Source organism: Flintibacter sp. (assembly GCF_046973065.1).
The window spans coordinates 30,270-51,103 of sequence record NZ_JBKVXZ010000001.1; the positions used below are offsets into that span (position 1 = coordinate 30,270).

The 20,834-nt window shown below is 56.8% G+C and carries 18 protein-coding genes; 9 read left to right on the forward strand and 9 right to left on the reverse strand.

The window, feature by feature from the left end:
• Positions 1 to 16: 16 nt before the first annotated feature.
• Genes ACLTXB_RS00150 through ACLTXB_RS00170 form a run of 5 tightly spaced genes read right to left on the reverse strand, consistent with a single transcriptional unit; the run spans position 17 to position 5,060 of the window.
• Complete coding sequence (locus tag ACLTXB_RS00150) at positions 17 to 1,519, reverse strand: hypothetical protein (protein ID WP_428225951.1); 1,503 nt, start codon at positions 1,517 to 1,519, stop codon at positions 17 to 19.
• 22 nt (positions 1,520 to 1,541) lie between these two features.
• Entirely contained in the window at positions 1,542 to 2,429 is an 888-nt protein-coding gene (locus ACLTXB_RS00155; protein ID WP_428225952.1) for a carbohydrate ABC transporter permease, read from the reverse strand.
• The gene (locus ACLTXB_RS00160; RefSeq protein WP_302668722.1) at positions 2,429 to 3,352 is read right to left on the reverse strand and encodes an ABC transporter permease; all 924 of its coding nucleotides are present in this window, start codon (positions 3,350 to 3,352) and stop codon (positions 2,429 to 2,431) included. The genes ACLTXB_RS00155 and ACLTXB_RS00160 overlap by 1 nt, the downstream gene beginning before the upstream one ends.
• Positions 3,353 to 3,364: 12 nt before the next feature.
• The gene (locus ACLTXB_RS00165) at positions 3,365 to 3,688 is read right to left on the reverse strand and encodes a DUF4387 domain-containing protein (protein WP_428225953.1); all 324 of its coding nucleotides are present in this window, start codon (positions 3,686 to 3,688) and stop codon (positions 3,365 to 3,367) included.
• Positions 3,666 to 5,060 (reverse strand): acyclic terpene utilization AtuA family protein, encoded by a 1,395-nt coding sequence (locus ACLTXB_RS00170; protein WP_428225954.1) that lies wholly within the window; start codon positions 5,058 to 5,060, stop codon positions 3,666 to 3,668. The genes ACLTXB_RS00165 and ACLTXB_RS00170 overlap by 23 nt, the downstream gene beginning before the upstream one ends.
• Before the next feature lie 295 nt (positions 5,061 to 5,355).
• On the opposite strand from ACLTXB_RS00170, the gene ACLTXB_RS00175 reads away from it, so the two are divergent.
• Together ACLTXB_RS00175 and ACLTXB_RS00180 are read left to right on the forward strand one after the other, a co-directional pair.
• The gene (locus ACLTXB_RS00175; RefSeq protein ID WP_428225955.1) at positions 5,356 to 7,251 is read left to right on the forward strand and encodes a PfkB family carbohydrate kinase; all 1,896 of its coding nucleotides are present in this window, start codon (positions 5,356 to 5,358) and stop codon (positions 7,249 to 7,251) included.
• 77 nt (positions 7,252 to 7,328) lie between these two features.
• The gene (locus ACLTXB_RS00180) at positions 7,329 to 7,508 is read left to right on the forward strand and encodes a hypothetical protein (RefSeq protein WP_302668726.1); all 180 of its coding nucleotides are present in this window, start codon (positions 7,329 to 7,331) and stop codon (positions 7,506 to 7,508) included.
• A 93-nt stretch (positions 7,509 to 7,601) separates the two neighbouring features.
• Here the strand turns inward: ACLTXB_RS00180 and ACLTXB_RS00185 are convergent, their stop codons facing one another.
• Both ACLTXB_RS00185 and ACLTXB_RS00190 read right to left on the reverse strand, forming a co-directional pair.
• The gene (locus ACLTXB_RS00185; RefSeq protein WP_110442352.1) at positions 7,602 to 7,793 is read right to left on the reverse strand and encodes a hypothetical protein; all 192 of its coding nucleotides are present in this window, start codon (positions 7,791 to 7,793) and stop codon (positions 7,602 to 7,604) included.
• Positions 7,786 to 7,974 carry a hypothetical protein gene (locus ACLTXB_RS00190; protein ID WP_428225956.1) on the reverse strand — a complete coding sequence of 63 codons (189 nt, stop codon included), beginning with the start codon at positions 7,972 to 7,974 and terminating at the stop codon, positions 7,786 to 7,788. The genes ACLTXB_RS00185 and ACLTXB_RS00190 overlap by 8 nt, the downstream gene beginning before the upstream one ends.
• A gap of 412 nt (positions 7,975 to 8,386) precedes the next feature.
• On the opposite strand from ACLTXB_RS00190, the gene ACLTXB_RS00195 reads away from it, so the two are divergent.
• The 7 genes from ACLTXB_RS00195 (at position 8,387) to ACLTXB_RS00225 (ending at position 17,772) form a co-directional block, all read left to right on the forward strand.
• Positions 8,387 to 9,859: a hypothetical protein gene (locus ACLTXB_RS00195; RefSeq protein ID WP_428225957.1), complete on the forward strand. Its 1,473-nt coding sequence runs from the start codon at positions 8,387 to 8,389 to the stop codon at positions 9,857 to 9,859.
• Between the two features lie 51 nt (positions 9,860 to 9,910).
• The gene (locus tag ACLTXB_RS00200) at positions 9,911 to 11,026 is read left to right on the forward strand and encodes a tyrosine-type recombinase/integrase (protein WP_428225958.1); all 1,116 of its coding nucleotides are present in this window, start codon (positions 9,911 to 9,913) and stop codon (positions 11,024 to 11,026) included.
• A 43-nt stretch (positions 11,027 to 11,069) separates the two neighbouring features.
• Positions 11,070 to 12,407 carry a hypothetical protein gene (locus ACLTXB_RS00205; protein WP_428225959.1) on the forward strand — a complete coding sequence of 446 codons (1,338 nt, stop codon included), beginning with the start codon at positions 11,070 to 11,072 and terminating at the stop codon, positions 12,405 to 12,407.
• A gap of 128 nt (positions 12,408 to 12,535) precedes the next feature.
• On the forward strand, positions 12,536 to 14,002 hold the full coding sequence (locus tag ACLTXB_RS00210; protein WP_428225960.1) for a hypothetical protein: 1,467 nt from the start codon (positions 12,536 to 12,538) through the stop codon (positions 14,000 to 14,002).
• Positions 14,002 to 15,495: a hypothetical protein gene (locus ACLTXB_RS00215; RefSeq protein WP_428225961.1), complete on the forward strand. Its 1,494-nt coding sequence runs from the start codon at positions 14,002 to 14,004 to the stop codon at positions 15,493 to 15,495. Before ACLTXB_RS00210 ends, ACLTXB_RS00215 begins: the two co-directional genes overlap by 1 nt.
• 11 nt (positions 15,496 to 15,506) lie before the next feature.
• On the forward strand, positions 15,507 to 16,682 hold the full coding sequence (locus ACLTXB_RS00220) for a DNA gyrase C-terminal beta-propeller domain-containing protein (RefSeq protein WP_428225962.1): 1,176 nt from the start codon (positions 15,507 to 15,509) through the stop codon (positions 16,680 to 16,682).
• 64 nt (positions 16,683 to 16,746) lie between these two features.
• Entirely contained in the window at positions 16,747 to 17,772 is a 1,026-nt protein-coding gene (locus tag ACLTXB_RS00225; protein WP_428225963.1) for an acyltransferase, read from the forward strand.
• A 151-nt stretch (positions 17,773 to 17,923) separates the two neighbouring features.
• Here the strand turns inward: ACLTXB_RS00225 and ACLTXB_RS00230 are convergent, their stop codons facing one another.
• Both ACLTXB_RS00230 and ACLTXB_RS00235 read right to left on the reverse strand, forming a co-directional pair.
• The gene (locus tag ACLTXB_RS00230; protein WP_428225964.1) at positions 17,924 to 19,099 is read right to left on the reverse strand and encodes a M20 family metallopeptidase; all 1,176 of its coding nucleotides are present in this window, start codon (positions 19,097 to 19,099) and stop codon (positions 17,924 to 17,926) included.
• Between the two features lie 24 nt (positions 19,100 to 19,123).
• Positions 19,124 to 20,815, reverse strand: coding sequence for a M28 family peptidase (locus ACLTXB_RS00235; RefSeq protein WP_428225965.1), 1,692 nt, complete (start codon positions 20,813 to 20,815; stop codon positions 19,124 to 19,126).
• Positions 20,816 to 20,834: the final 19 nt, after the last annotated feature.

A 20,834-nucleotide genomic window follows, 5' to 3' on the forward strand; every position in this document is an offset into this window, starting at 1 on the left:
GTTAGGGGTGATTTGATTACTTCAGGACCGAGTTGGCGTAGTCAGTCACAGCCTGACCGCCCATCTCATAGAAGGAGGCCACAAAGGCATCCCAGTCGGCGTCAGTCTTGTTGCCGATGATGTAGTCGGCATAGAACTCAGAGACCACGTTCTGGGCAGCGTCCCAGGAGACGGTCAGGTCGCTGGAGATGGCGAAGTCGTTGTCCAGGGACATGTACTCGTTGACCATGTCCAGAGAGGACTGGGCCACGTCGGAGTAGTAGGGCTTGCTGAGGACGGACTCGTCAAAGTTGTTCAGAGTGTTGAACATGGGGACATACCAGGTGTTGGTGATGGTGATCTTACCATCCTCGCCCACTTCGTAGTTGTTGCCCTCGGTGCCCAGGATCTCCACAAAGCGGCCCTCGGGGCTGCACATGAAGTCCAGAACCTGGAAGGCCAGATCCTGATGCTCGGACAGGGCGGAGATGGCCATGCCGCGGGTCTCCTTGGCCACGGAGAAGGGGGTGTAGCCCTGGGCATCGCCCTTGGCGGGAGGCAAAACGGTCAGGCTGGCGCTCTCGCCGTTGGCGGCTACCTGGTTGTTGTTGTAGACGTCGATGACGGCGCCCTGCGTGCCGGAGACGATGGCGGTCTGGCCGCTGTAGAACTTGTTCTCCTTGGTCTCCCAGGTGTCGGTCAGGTAGTCGTTGTCCAGGATGCCCTCCTTATAGAGCTGGGCATAGAACTGCAGCTTCTCCTTGGCCTGATCGGAAACAGGGGCGTAGATGTAGGAGCCGTCTTCCTGCTTAAGCCAGGTGGAAGTCAGACCGAAGGCCTGGTCAAAGGTGTTGTTGATCTCGGACAGATCGCCGGGAACGGTCCAAACGGCCTCATAGCCCTTGGCCTTGAGCTCCTGGAAGAGCTTGTGGTAGTTGTCGATGGTGGGGTTGGCCAGGAACTCGTCCTTGATGCTCAGAGAGTCCAGCACATCGCTGCGCATGACGGGAACCTTGACAGAGGCGGGGGTGAGGTAGACCAGGTAGGGGTAGTTCTCCAGACGCTGGAGCTGGTACTCCTCCATGGCGTCCTTCATGTAGACGGAATTCTCCACGTAATCGGTCATGTCCACCAGGATCTTCTGGGTGAGGGCGAACTCCTCGTCGCCGCCCTGGAACCAGATGAGGTCGGGGATGTTGCCGCCGCTGAGCATCAGGCCCAGGTTGGTGGAATAGGAGCCGGACTGCATGGCCACCAGTTCCACCTGAGCGCCGATGCCAGCCTTCAGCAGCTCCTCGTTGAGCAGCTTGATCCAGTCGGCATCCGCCTTGTTTTCCGGAGAGTGGTCCTTGATGACCATGGTGAGGGTGACGGGATTTTCCACATCGCCCAGGGCCAGGGGCTTGTTGGGGTCGACGTTCTGGCTGGTGCTGCTGGAGGTGTTGTTTCCAGAACCGGTGGTATTGCTCTGAGGCAGACAACCAGACATGGGGAGCATCAGAGCCAGTGCAAGTGCCGCGGACAGGATGCGCTTTTTCATTTTTTCTTCCTCCTATTTTTCATTATTCCTTTACTCCGCCCTGCATGACCCCGCTGGTGTAGTGCTTCAGGATGAAGGGATACATGCACAGGATGGGAAGGATAACGACAACGATGGTTGCGCTTTTCAGAGAGGTCATATTGACGCCGGTGAGGTCAATGTTGCCCAGAGAGGCCAGGACGGTGGAGTCGCCCTCCACCACGAACCGCCGCAGGAACACCTGAAGAACGGTGTTCTTGTTGCTGGTAAGGAACACGCTGCTGCGGAAGAATTCATTCCAGCGGGCCACCGCGTAGAACATGCCCACGGTCATAATGGGGATCTTGTTCATGGGCAGGAAGACCTTGAAGAGAATGTTCAGGTGTCCTGCGCCGTCAATGGCAGCGGCCTCCAGGATGGCTTCGGGGGTGTCGGAGAAGAATCGCATCAACAAAATGAGGTTGTACACCGTGACCGTGTTATACAGGACCATGGACCACAGGTTGTCCATCAGTCCCAACCCCTTGATGACGAAATATTCCTGGATGATGCCCGGCTCAAAGATCATCATCATGATGAAAAAGGCCATAAACAGCTTTTTTCCGGGGAGAACGGGGCGGGTCATGGCGTAGGCGGCCATGGAAGTGACCACCACGTTGAGGGCCACACCCACCACGGTGATGAACACGCTGTTGAGCAGAGCACGCCAAATGGCGGGGTTGGAGAAAATGATTTCGTAGTTGATCAGGGAGAAACCAGCGGGAATGATCTGCCAGCCCGGCATTCCGGCCACCTTGGCGGGATCGGAGAAGGATTTTGCCACCAGGTTGAGCATGGGGACCAGAACCACGAGCAAGACAAAGACCATGATTCCGTTGATGCACACGGAGGAAATCTGCGGCAGTTTGAATTTTTTCTTCTGTGTCAGCATCACCAGGCCCCCTTTCCGGTCAGTTTTTTGGCGGTGAAGTGGGTGATAAGGATCAGACCCAGGCTGATCACGCTCTTAAACAGGGAGGCCGCGGTAGCAAAGGAGTACTGGGTCCCCTGCAGGCCGATGCGGTAAGCGTAGGTGTCGATGACGTCCACACGACTTAGCACCGCGTCATTCTGAAAGTTCAGGATCTGATCGTAGCCCACGTTCAGCACCACGCCCACATTGACGATGAGCACGGTGATGATGGGAGCAATCAGCGCGGGCAGAATGATGTTGCGGATGATCTGCCAGCGGTTGGCGCCGTCCAGCCGTGCGGCCTCGTACAGGTCGGGGCTGATGGCCAGGATGGCGGAGAGATAGATGATGGAGTCCCAGCCCACGCTTCGCCACATCTCCGAGGCTACCAGCACACCGATGATGGTGTCTTTGTTGGTCAGCAGATTGGTTCGGGTACCGCCCATGGCATCCCACAGATCCATGACCACGCCGTTCATGGCCAAAAATTCAAACCAGATACCGGCGATGACGACCCAGGAGAGGAAGTGGGGCAGATAAGAGACCACCTGGGTGATTTTCTTCAGCTTGCCGCTTTTCATCTGGCTGAGCAGGATGGCAAACATGACAGGGAACGGAGTGATGATAATCAGTTTGGTAAAGCTGATCACCAGAGTGTTCTTCATGATCTGCCAGAAAGCGGGGGTGGAGAAAAGCTCCTTGAAGTGCTTGAGACCCACAAACTCGTGAGGACCTACGATGCGGTAGTCATAGAAGGCCAGGGCCATGCCCAGGATAGCCTGCAGCTTGAAGACCACAAAGTAGATCAGGGCGGGGGCCAGCATTAAGTACAGTACCCGGCTGCGCTTGATGTTCAGCAGGGTGGAATGGACGGCCAGAGAGCGAGCTTCTTTTCGTTTCATACATCCGCCCCCTTATTGTACCTGGATCTCCATCATGGCCAGCGGCGCATGCTGCTGAGCGCCGTAGACATCCCGGTCACCTACCGTTCCAGAAGAAATTGCCCGGTCAAATGTAATTTTGAAGCCGAGAGCGGTGTCAAAAAACACAAATTCGCAGATGCGGTCCACCGACATGTGGTAGCACTGGGCCACGCGCTCGGGCGTGATCTGGCCGCTGTTTTTGATCTGCTGATAGAGAGCCTCGTCGTCAAAAATGACATCCAGAGTGGTCTGGAAGGGTCCGCTGTTTTTGGAGCGGATCACCTGGGCCAAATCATACAATTTCGCGCTTTTCATAAGTCCTCCAATCCAGACGCTCCACCGGGAACAACCCGCAAATCTCTTCCGGGTCCAGATCCATCAGGTGGTAGACACTAAACTCATAGACAGGGCCAAAGGAAACATCGCTGGGGGCAAAGGGGAAAGCCAGGTTTCCTGCAGTGGACTTTCTTCCCTCGTATCCGAAGTGAAGAATGGTAGAGCGCAGGGTGGCGCAGAGCATATCGGCCATCTCCTGTGTCTTGGCGACCACCTCAAAGAGCAGGCCCACTTCGTGGGGCAGCGTTTGAACCGGCTCCAGGTCTCCCAGTACGCCGTTGATGCCGTAGTTGAAGAAGTTGATCTGATAATCCTCCCGGCTGACGTCGCTGTAATAGCGTGCCACCTGCTCCACAGCTTCGTTTTCGATCTGGGGGAGCTGCTGGATCATCAGAGGATCCCGCACGCCTGCGATCACAAAGGTGCGGTAGGCGGCCTGGCGGGCGCCTTCCAGCTTGACCTGGTACACCGGAGCGGGCAGGCAACGGCTATTCTCCACCCGGACACTTCGGTCGGTCAGCTGCAGGAACCGGCACTGCTCCAGATTCATGACCACGCCGGGACCGTGGAGGATGTAGGGGTGCTCTTTTTCGTAAAACGTATGGGCAGCCACCGAGAGCTTGGTGCACCGGCGCTGGTCGGAGAGAGGCTCCACCACAAAGCCCTCTTTGTCCACGGTGCCCATCATGCAGTCCTTGGTGGTGCCGGGCACGGCGCACAAAGCGGCGCACTCCAAAATTTTTCCCATGTGATAGCCGTAGTCCAGAGAGAAGCCGTAGTAGGCGGTGACCGCAGCGAAGGGGCTGGGATCGTAGGCGCGGCCGCACACCACCAGCTTTGCTCCGCTCTGCAGGGCCTTTAAGATAGGCTCATGTCCCATCTGGGCCACAATGGCGTTGGTCTCATCCAGGCGCTGGTCGGTGAGGGGTTTGACGGTGTTGCCCAGGGGGTGGACCTTCCCCTGCTCCAGCTTGCTGCGCACCAGGTCCTTGTCGATATCGCCCCAGACCACGGCGGTATCCAGGTCCTGCAGGTTGTGCTTTTGGATGATGTCATAAATGACATTGAGCGTGCGCTCCACATGGATCTTTCCGCCCGCGCCTCCGGCAGAGCCGATCACCATGGGGATGCCCAGGCGGTATCCGTGAGTGATAATCAGCTCCAGATCTTTGAACATGGCCGTGTTACTGACAATTGCCACGCCTTTTCCCAGCTTATGGGGTCCGGCGTCGGTACTTCCGGCATCCACGACGATAGCATCCGGCTTTTGCTCGATTCCCCTCAAAAAGGACTCTTTGGGGAAGCCATACCCCAAAATGCCGCAGGGGGCGAGAATCTTCATCTGCTCCATATCGCTTGCACTTTCCCTCCTTGGTTTAACTTTCATCAGCATATCACAGTTTTTACAAAAGTCAACAATTTTTTGTATGAAAAGCATAGTATAATATTTTACGAAATTTCTTTCGTTTAATAATAATTACAAAAACGCTCTATTTCTGCATTGACAAAATACAAGAAATAACGTAAAGTCATAATATAGAAAATTTCGTCTGATCCAAATTTTCCTTGCGCTTTCCCGGTTTTTCCAGATCAGCACGCAGGGTTTCCCGCGGCGGTCGAATCTTAAGTTACAGGATGATTTTTTTATGACAATCAAGGATGTTGCGCAAGAGGCTGGCGTATCGGTCTCTACCGTTTCCAAAATTATCAACAATAAAGCCGATAACATCAGTCCAGCCACCATTGACCGTGTATTGGAGATTGCCAAAAAGAACCACTATGTTCCATATAGCAAGATCAAAAGCGCGCTGAACAGCAAGGGCTTTACTCTGGCTGTTATGCTGCGCAACGTGTCCGCATCCTCAACCCTTCTCAAGGGGATCATTGCGGGTGCAAAAGACCGGGGATATTCCGTTCTCGTGTTTGACAGCGCCCTGTCCCAGTCCCAGGAGGCATCCAACTTTCAGAATCTCACCCGCCACCATGTGGACGGCCTTTTGTGGGAGCCGGTCATCTACCACACGGATGCCGTAGAGCAGCAGCTGCAGGAACAGCACATCTGCTATCAGATTTTCAACGGGGCGATCCCCGACTGGTATCACGACCAGTTCTGTCAGCTGGGACAGATCATGACTCAGCAGCTGGTGGATCTATCCCACCGGACCATTGCCTTTGTGACTCAGCCCAGCAGCACTTTTTCTGCGCCTTTGTGTATGGGCTATGAGCAGTGTCTGTATCAAAACCGGATTCCTCACGATCCCAACCTGATCCTCCCGCCGGACAGCTCCTTTCCGGAACTGGTGGCCTCCGGTGTGAGTGCCTTTGCCTGTGTGACTCCCCAGTCTGCCCAGCATGTCATCAATGTGCTGAGCGCGGTGGGCTATACAGTGCCCAATGATGTATCCGTCATTGCTCTTGCAGATGACGTACCTACTCCCTCCCAACGGATTTCCCAGCAGGCGGTCCCCTTCGAGACATATGGACGCACGCTGGTGGAGGATCTGATCGCCCAGTGTGAGGATCAGAAGGCGGTTCCCAAGCCGGAGCGTCCTGCCCTGAGCCTGAACAGCTCCGTGACCCTGGACCGGGCTTTCCATGCCCGCAAGAAGCATGTCATTGTGTTGGGCAACATCAATGCGGATATTACGCTCAACGTTACCAGCCTGCCTCAGATCGGCAGCAGCGTAGTCAGTCATAATATGTCGGTCAATTTGGGCGGAAAGGGCGCAAACCAGGCTATGGGGGTAGCAAAGCTGGGGTGGACGGCCTGTTTGATCGCAAAGGTGGGAAATGACGCCGATGCCACTATGGCGCTGCAGGAACTGAACGGCGGCGGGGTCAATACCAGCGGAATCCGCCGGGATCTGGCCCATACCACCGGAAAGGCCTATATCCATGTCCAGGAAGACGGAGAGAGCATGCTTACCCTGGTGCCCGGCGCCAACCAGGCGGTCACGCCCGAGTACATTCGCTCCATGGCACCGATGTTTCAAAATGCGGGCTACTGCCTGCTCAATCCCGGACCGCCTACTGACTGTGTGCTCCAAGCGGCCAAATTGTCCAAAAAGTATCAGGCCAAGACAATTTTCAAACCGTCTGCCCGGGAAAAAATCTCCGCGGAGCTATACCAGCTCATTGATATCCTGGTTCCAAACCGCCATGCGGCCGCGGCGCTGGCTCCCTTCTCAAGCGTGGAGGAGCAGGCAGTTTATTTCCTGCAGCAGGGCGTAAAAAATGTAATCATCACGCTGGGGCATCGAGGATGCTATTTGCGCAATGCCGAGCAGGCAATTTGGTATGATGCGCCTCCCGTATCGGTGGTTGACACCACGGGAGCGGCCGATGCCTTTATCTCTGCTTTAGCGGTCTATTTGTTGGATGGACATGAATTGCCCGATGCGGTGGAGATCGCAAGCCATGCAGCGGGATTCTGTGTCACTAAGCAAGGGGTGATCCCTGCTCTGGTGGACCATGACTCTCTGGAGCAGTACCTGGGCACCCATCATAAGCAGCTGCGCTGCAGTCCGTCGCTGACTCTTTAAAGCAATATAAGCCAAAAGAAAAGGTGTGTCGCAAACAAGGGTTTACGACACACCTTTAGGTGAAAGGGAGGCTTAGTATGGAACCTGCAAAGATGACCTCGAACGGTCAAAGCACCATTCCCGTTGATGCGCTGCTGGAAGTACAAAAAGCCTTCCGGGGCACGGCGGATGAACTTGGGATCAAGGATGAGCAAGGTGTTGTAGACATGGTAAAAGAGATTCGTGCAGAAAGGCGCGATGATTACCAAAGCGAATGATGTTGGATACGGCAGAGAAAAGGGTCTGCTGCAGAACAAAGCCGTTCTGCAGCAGACCCTTTTTTGAAGATTCAAATGATCGGAACCATACTGTTATCCGAGGAGGATGTACTCCACCCTTCCGTCCTTGTATTTTTTGATGATTCTGCCTGTTGTTTCATCCAGCATGGTTACATAGTCCATAGTTGGGTTGCCTTCGCGCTCCGCAACCGCTTTTTTGCAGGCGGCTTCAATTTCTGCCGCAGTCATATCAAAAAATCCCTTTTCCTGTTCACGGTCAATCATGGTTCTGCCCCGTTTCTCCTTCCCGCTGAATGGTCTCATTGATGGCGCGGTAGATGAAAGCGTTGGTGGACTCTCCCCTGGAGGCTGCGTGGGCTTGAATGCGCGCTTTTTCCCCTTTCGGGACGCGGAACATAATGCGTTCAACTTTCTCTTGTTCGTACTTTTTGATTGCTTTGGCCATAGATTTTGAATATGTCACAGTCTACACCCCGCAGATTAACACAATCCATACATAATTATATTATAAAAGAGAATATATGTCGTCATATATTTTCGACAAATGGATGCCCGGTTTTTCAGCTACATATACAATTGATATATGACGTCATATATACTATAATTTGTATGAAAACAAAATAGCGGCAGTTTAGAAGGGCAGCAACCCATCTAAACCTGCGCAGGTGCTTGCCCACCTACACAACGGACTGCGTCCGCACCGCAGGGTTAGTATACCCTTTTTTCCCCCTCTGCGCAAGGGAAACCCCAGGTGCGGCAGGGTTTTCATACCTTTTTTCCACCGTGTAGGCCTATGCCCTGCACGGTGTTTTGTTTTCCGAACATGCGGCCATGCGGCCCTGAAAGGAATGAAATGTATGTGTACCCTGAAAACCTTCCCCATTGAAAACACTCCCAATGGCCGGGAGCTGTGGCAGTCCATCTCCGGAAACTTCGACCGCTTTTCCGAAATCATCTGTGAATTTGTGGACAACGCCCTGTCCAACTTCCGTAAATACGCCCTGGATCCCCAGACCAGCCGGAAGGTGCGCATTGTACTGCGGGAGCAGGAGAGCTGGGTGGATGTGGACGTCATCGACACCGGTACCGGCATCCGCAACATCCACGCCGCCCTCACCCTGGGCAGCCATTGCGGGGCGGAATCTCCGCTGAATGAGCATGGAATGGGGCTCAAACACGCCCTGGCCAGTGTGGACGACGAGGGGTGTGTCTGGAGCATCCAAACCCGCACCCCGGAGGACAACGAGCTGGATCAGCACCTGCTGGTAGAGGGGCCCTACGGATTGGAGGAAGCCCCCATGATGGGACAGTACCGGGCGGGCTGGGGCAAGCTCATCCGCCCTACCGGGACGGCGATCTCCTTCCGCTGCACCCGCCGGCGGTTTGAGACCTTGCGCCCGGTGGGCGACCGGGCGGAAAAGAGCTTTGACACCCTGGTAGAGATCCTGGTGGAGGAGCTGGCCTATACCTATGCTCAGGTGCTCCAGCGGGGCGAGATGACGCTGGAGGTGGACGGAGGAAAGCAGACCTGTGTGGTACGCCCCCTCTTCCCTATCTGGGATAAAGACGGAACCCAGGAGATCCCGGCCGTCACCTGTGACCTGGGGGGCGGTCCGGTGGAGCTGGTGTGCCGCTACGGCTTGATCCGGGGCAGAAAGGAGACCTTTTTGTATTATAAAGGCAATATGGAGTCCAGCGGCGTAGAGATCCGCTGCAACGGGCGGGTGGTCCAGCGGGGCTTGTTCCGGCGGATTTGGAACGGCCGGGTCCACCCCAGCCGCAACCACTTCCTGGTACAGGTGGACCTGCGGGCCAAGGACGGGACGGCTCTGCCCGCCACCAAGCCCACCAAAACCGGGTTTTGGGATGGCGACCCCAGGCTGGAGGCCCTGTTTGCCTGGATCCGCAGCAATGTGCCTCTGCCAGCCAAGGAGGAGCCGGTGGAAAAGCGGCTGGTGCGGGTGCTGGCACAAAATAAGGCGGTAGAGGAGGGTGTACTGCGGGTGGCCCAGGAAGAGGACACCTACCGTTCCTTGAATCTGGGCACCAAGATGGATCTGTTTGTGAGCTATCGGGACAGAACTGTGGTTTATGAGGCGAAAAAGGCGGGCTCCCGGGCGCTGGATGTGTACCAGCTGCGGATGTACTGGGACGGCTGTGCCCTGGATGGGCGGCCCATTACCCAGGGAATGCTGATCGCCCGGCGCCACTGTCCGGAGGTGGAGGCGCTGGTGGAAAAGATGAACTCCTTCACCGACCCCACCGGCCGCCCCTATCAGTTTTGTCTGACCACCTGGGAGGAAGAAGGCATTGATCCCTGTGCGGTATAAGAATACGCCGGGAAGGCTTGAGCCTCCCCGGCTGCGGAAGGAGGTACTTTTGTGAACAAGAAGTCCATGACCTTGCAGGCCTGGTCCCGTCAGTGGCTGGAGCTCTATGTCAAGCCGGTGGCCAAGCCCAGCGGGTATGAACACTACCGGGACAACCTGGAGAAGTATATCCTTCCCTGCCTGGGCCGCTGCTCCCTGGAGCGGCTGACCACCCCGGTGGTGCAGGCGTTTTTGAACCAGATGGGAGAGTGCGGCAACCTGCGCACCGGCGGGCCGCTCAGCAGTAAGAGCGTGAAAAACATCCGGGTGGTGCTGGATGTGTGCTGCAAGCGGGCGGTGGCCGACGGACATATGAAGGAAAACCCGGTGCCCGGCACCGTGTGCCGCCGCTGTCCCTCCCGGACGGTGGAGGTGCTCTCCGATGAACAGCAGAAGGTGCTGGAGGGGTGGCTGTTTCAGAATCTTACCCTGTACAGCGCCGGGATCTTGCTGGCGCTGTACAGCGGGATGCGCCTGGGGGAGTGCTGCGCTTTGCGGTGGAGCTGTTACGACCCCGCCCGGGGAGAGCTGCACATCCGGGAGACGGTGCGGCGGGTGACGGAGGATTCTGCCCGGCCTCAGGGAAAGAAAACCCGCCTGGTCTATTCAGAACCGAAAACCAACTCCTCCCGCCGGACCCTGGCTTTGCCCGATATTCTTCTGGATCTTCTGGATTTTCAGTACCGGCGCTTTACCGACACCTTCGGACGGGCTCCGGCCAAAGAGGACTTTATCCTCTATAACGCCAAGGGCGGGGCCATGGACCCGGACAATCTGAGCCATTACTTTGGGGATGTGCTGGCCGGACTGGGGCTGCCCCATGTGAAGTACCACGCCATGCGCCACACCTTCGCCACCCGGGCCATTGAGAACGGCGTGGATGTGGCCACCGTCTCCGGGCTGCTGGGCCATGCGGACGTGACCACCACCACCCACTACTACGTCCATCCCCATCAGGAGGCTATGCGCCGGGCTATGCAGTCCGTTGCCCCGGTGGCCCGCCTGTCCTTGCAGGTCGGGGGCGGGGTTCCCAGGCCTGAGGCGGACCCGGCCCAGGAGCCTGTCACCGCGCCCCGTGTGTGCCGGAGAAAGAAGTGGAAGGAGCCGGGTGGGGTTGTCCCTGGCTAGAGACAAAAGCAGGAAAGGAAACAACTTCGAAAGGAGCGAGCACATGGGAACATTTCTGGGTTACTTTGGGGATCAGACCATTCCGGAGGACAAAAGGGAGGAATTCACCCAGCGGGTCCTGACGATTCTGGACCAGGGCGGGATGCTGGATCTGGAAGATGTCAGCCTGTTTGGAAAACGAGTTTGGCTGTTAAAGCCGCCCCAGGCTCTGCCGGGGAAGGATACCATCCTGTTTTGCCACAACTACTTTGAACAGGATACCTGGGAGACCGGAGGCTATGATCCAACCTCCTGCAGCTTCCATACCAACAAAGTGGGCTGGCGCCAGTTTAATCTGGTCTGCTCCGCTGTATATGTACTTTATGAGTTTTATACAGACTCCTTCGGCATTGCCAGCGAGGACGCCCATGTCTACGACGCCCGAGAGATCATCGGCTGGCTCAACGACCTGTTTCAAAGCCGCTATGACAACCGCCGGGCCAGCAACCCGTGGCGCGTCTACCAGCTACTGCCAGACTACCGGCGGGATGATGATCCTCTGACCCAGCTCGCTGACGGTTCGCCCATGGATCCCGTGGGGATGCTCATCTATCTGACCGTCACCCGCAAAGCCAACCAGGAGGCCTTGTGGGAGAGTACGGAGTCGGCTTCGGGGGCACCCCATAACATCCTGGACTGCATCAGCAGGGCGGAACGGGCGCTGGCAGAGTTCACTGCGGGGGATGAGGAGCCGGATCGGAAAAAGCTGGAGCAGCTGACAGCTGCCCTCAAAAACCGGGATATGGAACGGCTTCCGGAAGGAGCGCCGCAGTGCTTCGCGGTCATGGCCGCCATGCTTCCGGTGGAGATCACGGCAAAACTGCTTGCCGACGCCTTTGCCCAGGATTTTTGGGCCTTGCTGGAGGAGCTGCGCTCCTTTGGTTGGGATGGAGGCGACTGCTGGAACTTTGGGAATCTCCCGCCAGCGGAACCGGTTGTCCCCGTGGACACCACCACGTTCCTGCGCTGCTCAGATGACGACCGCGCCTGGTGGTGGCGGCCGGACGGGGATGTCCACTTTTCCGAGGAGATGAATGCCTGGCTGGCCCAATGCCGCGCTGCGTTGGAGACTCTAGCCCGGGAAGAGCCCCCGATGCGTGGCAGCGAGCTGCTGGAACTGCTGATCGGGACGCTGGACCGCATTCAGCGGAGGACCCCCTCTGTCTTTGCGTTCCGGGAGATGTTCTATGACTTTGCGGCTCATTCTGAATCACCCATGGTGCAGGCCGCAGTCCGATACCTGGAGCAGTTGGCAGAACAAGAGGATGCTGCCGTTCCCCTGCGGCGGTATCTGGCGGTTCTGGGCAATCTGCCGCTGCGTGAGAGGGTGTTTGGGTTCTGATAGTGCCGACTAGGGGCCAATTTGACTCTGTTTTTGTTAAATGGTATAATAAATATATAAATTATAAAGAAGTGTCTTATCTGTATAGGTAAGGCACTTTTTTATTTTTACAAAAAGGAGGTCCCAAAATGAGCAGACCAAAGATATATCAGGCTGGAACCGTGTCCACTTGGTGCGGGCTTGCCTATCGGGTGGCCCAGCCTTGTGAGATTAAAGACGGGCGATGGAAAACGACCCTGTATTTGTTGGGGCCGAACAGAAAGCCCCTGCAGAAAGGAGGGGTCACGCTGTGCAGCAGAAAGGGAGAGGGAGCGCAGGACTTGATCGTTCGGGCGGAGAGGGAAATCCAACGCATAGCCATAGAACACGCGGATGTGATCCTTGACGCCGTCCGGAGTGGTACCTGGCCTGGCATGACCTTGGAGACTTACGCCGCCCTGCGCCGTGGGGCGATCCAGAGTTATAACAAATGGGCCGGCAAGGCGGAGAACTATTGGTGCCACTGGGAGGAGAGACTGTGCCCGGCGGTGGGAGATGTGGAGCTGCTCCAGTGCGGCGATCCATCCAAACTGGAAGAGAAAATGGAGCAGCTGACCCACCGCAAGCGGAGCAAGCGGGGTTATACGGATGCGGAGCGAGTGGATTGGATCATCCTGGGAGATATATTGGAGTGTGCGTGCCGCGTGGATGGGCTGCTTTCCGACAATCCCCTGCGGGCCCAGGCCCGTAAATGCCGGGAGCGGCTGTCCACTATTGCCAGCCGGGGACTGGCCAGGAGAGATCTGACGGAGGCGGAAGTGGCGGCCCTGTTGGATACGTGCCTGTCCCACCCAGACGAGGCCGTCTATGACGCTATGCTCCTGCAGCTCCTGACAGGGCTGACGGTCCCTGAGCTATATGGACTCACGGTGGGTGACTGGCAGCGGGGCAGATCGGTCTCATGGATTGAGGTGACAAAGGCGTATAAACAGGTTCGCGGGCAGATGCCAGCTATGACCAAGCTGCTGGATGACGCAAACAGCTACCGCAAGGTGGTGTGTACCGAGGCGGTGGAGCAAGTGCTGCACCGGCTGGTCGCCAGATGCAAGAGACAGTCCCGGGCAGACCGCGGCGCCCCGCTGATTGCGGCTGCGGACGGCACACGTCTGTCACCGCAACAATACAAGGCGGCGGTGCGGGATGTGCTGGACAAGATCATCCGGGATGGCGCCCGGCTGTCCTTTGTGGAGCGGGGTGGTATCTTGCGGGGGGAAAACCGGCCGACTATGGCTCACACGGACCTGCTGCGCAACACCGCGGACTACTACTTACGCGCGGTATGCCGCTGCAATGACGCGGAGCGGGCTACCATCCTGGGGCTCCATCAGGAGCATACGGTTGGGGCTGTCTATGTGGACTGGGGAAATGAGCAGGTCCTGTTGCAGTTGCAGGGTAAACTGGCGCGCTGGCACAGCCGCATCCTGCACACAACAGAAGAGATACAGCTGGGGCAGAGTGGGTGTCAGCTGCTGATCAGGGCGCAGCCGGAATCTCACCTTACGGTTTGCTCACGCCACGGTGTCATCGGTACAATTAAGAAAAGGGAGGAACTGTAATGGCCAATAGATTGAATCAGAAACTCCGGAAGCCGGCTCAGGACAAAACCGCGCCGGTCAATTATGACCCGCTACATCCCGCCAGCCTTAGGCTGCCCCAGCAGACGGCGGATAGCCGGCCAACCGTCGCTGCGGTCTACCGGATGCTCTGGCCCAAGCTGCGGGAGGAGCGAAAGTTGGCGCGCTCGACCGCCAGACAGTATGACCGTGTAATGGCCCAAAAAGTCCTGCCGCAGATGCCGCTGGATGTGGCTTTTGCAGATTTGGATGAAGATGAGTTTTTGGCGTTTTGGGATCATTTATGCGGCTCGGGTCTGTCTCAGAGCCATCTGCAGATTGCGTCTGTCGTGATCCGGACGATCATGGAGCTGGCGTATGATCAGGGGCTGACCCAGACCACGCTGTGGGGGCTGCCCCAATATCGGATTCTGCCCGAGGATGGAGCGCCTCTTGAGGTGTTGCCCTGTGAGGATCCGGAGGAAGAGGGAGCGCGCCTGGCCGATTTGGCCGTGCGTACGCCCCGGTCTATCTCTCTGGATGTGGAGTTTGCACTGGCGGCAGGGATGATTGACAACTGTTGCGAGCATGGGGAGCTGATAGCTGGTTTGCTCATGCTCTGCTTGGGAGTGCGTACCAGCGAGGCTACCGGATTTTCATACAAACATCTGGTGGAGGTCCGTCCGGGGTACTGGGCGCTGGTGCGCTATGAGGTCAGCAACAAGGATGCCCGCACGACCCAGGCAGGAGGAAAGACCAGCAACGCCTTCCGCCTACTGCCCGTTCCCCACTTTCTGACGGAGATTCTGATGGATCGAAAGCGGAAGCTTTTGAAGAAGTTTCCGCCGGAGGTGGTGGAGAATCTGCCTCTGGCCTGCAAGGGCACGGACGTTGCTTGCCGATGTACACAAAAGGAGACAAACGAGGCAATGAAAAACCTGTATCGGCTGGCAGGGGTGGCGGAAGACCTGATGCGTACAGCCTATCAGGAGATGCGGGCAGATCCGGACCTGGCGGAGGATTGCGAAGGCCGGGCCACCGCTTACCTGTGCCGGCACCAGTTTGCCACGGCCATGGTGTACTGCGGGCTTACACCGGGGGAAATCTATACCGTGATGGGCCATGCCGAGGAGGATGAGTCGGTGCACAAGTCAGATTTTGCGAATCCGGACGCATTTTGTGCCCTGGCAGACAAGATGAGCCGGCGGCCGCTGGTCCAGTTCTTTGATCACCTTGCTGCCTGCCATACCTATTCCTGTGAGGATCAACCGATTTCGGTGCGTGCGGACGGGGATGTAGATCTGTATTTTCCTAGCGGCGGGATTTTTGCGATTTCGCTGTTAGGGGCGGAGTACGGCGATAACCTGAGGGTCGAGACAGAGGGCGTGGAGATTTTGCAGCAGGCACCTCTCTGCTTGCCCGGTAATCCGTCGGATACGCTCAGCATCCGCAGCGCGCTGCGGGCGTTGGGGGAAGAGGCCTGGCGGCCGCAATAGACCGAACTGTGGTGCTCCCCTCTCCTGCCGCCGTGATCGAGAGCCTGGACCATGAGTCTGCCCCGCTGTCTCTCCATGCGATCTATCCCGCCGCGAATTTCCGATCCCAAGATGTAGTGGAAATCCCTCAGTTCACACCCCTTGTGGCTGAGGAGCCAGCGGATCAGGTTTTGCCGCAGCCTACAGAGTGTGTGGATATACCGCAGCCCGTGCAGCAGGTTGTTCCGGTCCGCTCCGGCAGGCCCGAAGCGAAAGTGTTTGGTACGGCGGCTGCCCCTGGGAGCCTCTATCTTCTGGGACGTAGCGGCGAGATCCAGGCCCTGCCGGACCGGCAGCCAATCTACAATCGGAATCTTGCCGGCAAACGGCTGCTTGACGGGCAGCATATGGAGCCGGCGGCTCTGTTTTGTTGCAGGGAGCAGGATCCCGCACTCATTCTCTCATCAGACGGAATGCTGTATCGGCTTGCGCCGGGCCAACGGCTGGACAGCCCGGACTTTTGCCGGCCGGACAATCCGGCCTATGAGGCCCTTCGCTGCGGAGGCATCCTGCTGCAGGGGCCGGAGCTGGGACAGTCAGATGGGACCATTACCTGCCTGTCTGACCGGGGGAGTATTCGTCGGGTGTCATTGGAGCGGCTTCGACGGATCTCGCCGGAGGGCAGACAACTGGTTGCGGTGCCAGAGGGAGATAAGCTGGTGTCGGCCTGCCTATGTTCTGCGCATGCGGATCTGCTGATTGTCAGTGCCCGGGGCAAGGTGCTGAGGCTGGCGGCAAAGGATTTGTATGTAGTTATCTCCCCAGGTGCTGACCTCTGTGCCGGGATGACTCTGGCGGATGAGGATCATGCGGTGCTCTGCTGCCCCTACGAGGCAAACACCGAGTACCTCATCATTACCAGTTCCGGTCGGGCAGTCCGGAGAGCGGGTTCGGCGGAGATCACATCCCACGGACGAGGCAGTCAGGGAGTGCAGGGGATGCAGGTGGGCGCAGGCGATCAGATCGCCGCGCTGCTGCCGGCTGCGCCTGCAGTACTCATGGCGGCGACCAACGGAAAGGGGCTGTGCATCAGGACCGACAGCATTTCGCTTACCACAGGCGTGGCTAAGGGAATGGGGATCATAAAACTCCGGCCTCCTCACGCGGTGCTGACAGCCATCGGCATGGAATATATCTCTTCATCCTAAATACTTGTTGCGTACTTAAAATTATGTCGTATTATAGTATTAAGAGGGACTGGGAGGTGTCGGTATGAAACAGCGCATCCTATATCTGGACTTCCTTCGTTGTTTGGCGATTATCTTCGTGATTATTCTGCACAGCATTATGGCTGCGCTGGAAAACCCTGCGTTTTATCAGCATCCCTCCTGGTATCTGTGTATGCTTGTGGAACCCTTTGACCGCACCGGTGTGCCGCTGTTTTTTATGATCAGCGGATTTTTGCTCCTCAGCAGCCCCAAAACAGAGAACCTCTGGGAATTTTATAGGCGGAATATTCCAAAACTGGTGATCCCTTTGACAGTATGGAGCATTATTTACTATGTTGCTGAGGCGTGTTACAGACAGCACCCCATAGACCTGCATGATTTCCTGAGCCGGTTTCTGAATCAGGGTGTGACCTACCATATGTGGTTTGTCTATACCCTTCTAGGCATCTATCTGCTCTGCCCGTTTTTGAAACGTATGGTAGACCAGTGTACCTTGCGGCAGCTTGTCTTTTTGTGGGTTCTTATTTTATTTCCAACCACACTGCGGCCCATCTTAAATCATATTCTCCCTGTTTATATCCATTTGTTTAACCCTCTGTTGGAGGGCTACATAGGGTATTTCCTGTTGGGATACCTGTTGGGCGGCGCAGAGTTTCCCAAAGCTTCCCGTGTGCTAATCTATCTGGGGGGCCTGGCAGGTTACGGAGCCTGTCTGTTGGGCAATCTGGCCCAGGCGTCTTCCGGAGGGATCTCTCTTCCCATGGACGGCGGATATATGCTCAACCACTATCTGCTGGCGGCAGGGATCGTGGTGTTTTTCCGCACTTGGTTTGAGAAGTACGCGGACCGACTGGAGAAATTTTCCTGCCCTCTGGAAAAAGCATCCGATTTGGTATTTGGCATATACTGGAGCCATGTTCTGAGCTTAAATGTGTTTACCAAGGTGTTTCTGGGAAATGCCGCACTCCTCCCCTATCTTTTGCTTCGGAGCAGCTGCACAATACTGCTGTCTTTCCTGTTTGCTGCCATGGTTTCTTATATTCCTGTTTTGCGTCGCGTCCTGATATAAAGAAAAGAGAATGAAAGAGCCCTGCCGGTCAAAAAGGCCGGCAGGGCTCTTTCATTCGTATCTGTGTAGTGTTTTTGCTGCAGATTCACACATGGTTTTGTGTTCGAGCGATCAGCGGCAAACGTGAGATAACAGGAACATATACCGCGGTTCAGCGTCCCAGTTCCTGCTTGCGCTGGCGAAACTCCTCACGAATTTCCGTTAACAGTTCCGGCTGTTCCAGCATGTCTCCACAGGCCGCCGCCAGAACCTTGGCGGCAATGAGCAACGCCTGATGCATTTCTTCGCTTTTTCCGGCCTGGACATATTCCATGCTGTGGGCTACGCAGTGCTCCGGCACAAAGGCAACCCGGATACAGGAGCCGGGAACACGGTACATCACATTGCCGAAATCAGTGGAACCTGTTTTTTCCCGGGCGGGGCGGATGGTGGGGGCGTTAAGGGCCTGCGCCTTTTCCATCAGCAGCTGATTGAGACGCAGCACGGGGATCTTGCTGTCAAAGGGCAGGTCTTCCACCAGTTCTCCTTGGGTTCCGCTCATCAGACCGGCGCCGGCAATAATATCCCGGAGCCGCTCTACTACAGTGTCCAGATAGGCGCAGTTATAGGAGCGCAGCGTCACCGTGCCCTCTGCCAGGGCAGGGACTACATTGTCCGCGCCGCCGCCGTTGGTGATTGTATAGTGCATCCGGGTGTCCTCGCGAACATGTTCCCTCATGTATTCGACTCCCTGGAAGGCAAGCATCAGACCGTCCAGAGCGCTGCGGCCCTCCTCTGGGGCCATGGCTGCGTGGGCGCTGCGGCCGTGGAAACGGACCTTGAAGCTGGACAGGGCAAGACTTTTGATGTCAGTGGTGGTAGTTTGTCCGGCATGGAACATCAGAGCAACGTCCAGTTCCTCAAAGCAGCCGTTTTTTTGCATCACGATTTTGCCGCCAATACTCTCCTCAGCAGGTGTACCATATACCGTGATGGTGAAGGGCTTGTCGTCTGCCATATCCTTCAGAGCCAATGCGGCGCCAAGAATAGCCGGACCTTGGGCGTGATGGCCGCAGCCGTGGCCCAGATCAGGCAAGGCGTCATACTCGCAAAGCAAGCCGAAGTTGGGGCCGCCGGCACCGTTGGACCAGGTGGCGCGGAAAGCGGTTTCCAAGCCGCCCACCCCCTTCTCCACGCGGAAGCCTGCCCGTTCCAGGAAGGCGGTAAGTACTTCGCAGGCGTGGTACTCCCGGCCGCTTAGCTCGGGATGGTCAAAAATATCATCGGAAATGGCACACAGTTCTGCGGCAGCCTGGTCGATCCGATGATACAGCTGCTTATTTGTCATATCTATGGGACCTCCTATGTTCTGTCAGAAAGACTGGATCTTGTTGGTCAGTATGGTCAATTCATCGATCATGCGGTTCTTCTGGCGAATGAAATCGGTGAATAGGAACAGGTATTCTTCCGCCCCCATGGTTTCCCTTCGTTTACCCTTGACGCAGCAAAGCCGTGGAAACAGTCCGCTGGCAGAGAAGGCTAGATCTTGGTCGTAAGGAGAGCCATAGCTCTGCTTGAGCCGGTTCATGGTTCCGCACACCACACGGACCAGACGGTTCCAGCGGGCGTCCTCCTCCTGACAGTCTTCTGCTACTTGCCGGACCGCAGCCCAAAGGGAGGCCACCTGATCCAGTACAGGAGCAAAATCAAAGCATACGTCGCAATGCTTGGCGCAGTCTTCCAGCGTTTGTACTGTCTGGGAGAAGTACTCTTCCAGGGCAAAGGGGAGGCGGCGTTCTGCAGCCAGACGGTAGGCACTTAAATAGAACATCCTGGCATCCCGGGCTAACACGGTCGGGTCTACTTTATCCAGCGTGTCCTCTGCCGTGTGCCACCACGGGGTTCCGGGGCCGGGAGTAGCCGTCTGTTTTTCTTCCGATCTGCATACGGAGCGGCTGTAGAAATGGAAGGGGATGCCGGTGCCCCAGAACGACTGGTCTGCCCCCCGTCCGATGGAAAAAAAGTCTACTTCTGTGCCGAGAGCGGCCGCAGCCGCAGTTTCCAGGAAAAACTTCCGACCCTCTGCCCCGGTGGTATGAATGCCTTCCCGGTTTGCACCCCGATTGCCCAACAGATCGGCAGTAATGTGGGCGACGCAGTGAGTGTGGAGCTGAAGCCAATGCTGGTCACAGTACCAGGTGGAACCGGCATACCGGCCATTGGAGTGGCCAGTCCACCAGACAATTCGTACTCCTCGTTCCAGTTCCTCCCGGTGCACCCAGAAGCACCGGGCCATCTCAATGGCGGTGGCGTTGGCAGCGCAGTTGTCTGTGGCGCCAAGAAACCAGGTATCATAGTGGCAGGAGAGAAGTACAAATTCATCCGTACGTCCCGGAATGTCGGCCACTGGCATGGTTACCGGAAATACCCCGGTCTCCACCTGTACCTGCAGTGTGGCCTCCAGACGCTGACTCTCCAGACGCTGGATCAAAGCTTGTCCATCTCCTCCGCTGATGCCGGCAATGGGAATGGTGGGAAGAAGCAGAGAGGAATCTTGGGTGGGAGTACCCCATACACCGCTGGCGGTGTCTTCGTGAATGCCGGGTTCTCCGCTTTCCCAAACCTGAATCAGGCCTAGTACACCGTGGCGTTCCAGCCGCTTGATGTATCGTTCATCAAAGCCGTGTCCGACTACGATCTTGCCTCGGAAGCTCTCCAACTGGGCCTCCCACTGGACCAAGTCCGGCTGCTTGTCCAGGCAGTGAGGGTCGAAAACCAGTTCTCCGGTCACTCCCTCCGGGCGGTTGGCGGAAAAAGAACGGGGACGGGAGGAAATGACGGTGCCGTCGGACAGGGTGAGGCAGCTGGTAATTGGATTGCTTAAAAATTCCTCGAAATGCTCTTCGTGGCAGGGCAGGCCGATTTGCTTCAGCTGCTGGAGTATATAGGTGCTGGCCTGCCGGGCAGCAGGGCTGCCCGACAGTTTGTCCAGCTTACTGAGATATGTCAGATGCGCCCAGATCCGATCCTGATCCAGTTGGAGTGCGATCTCGCTGTATGTCATGCAAAAACCTCCTTCTGAC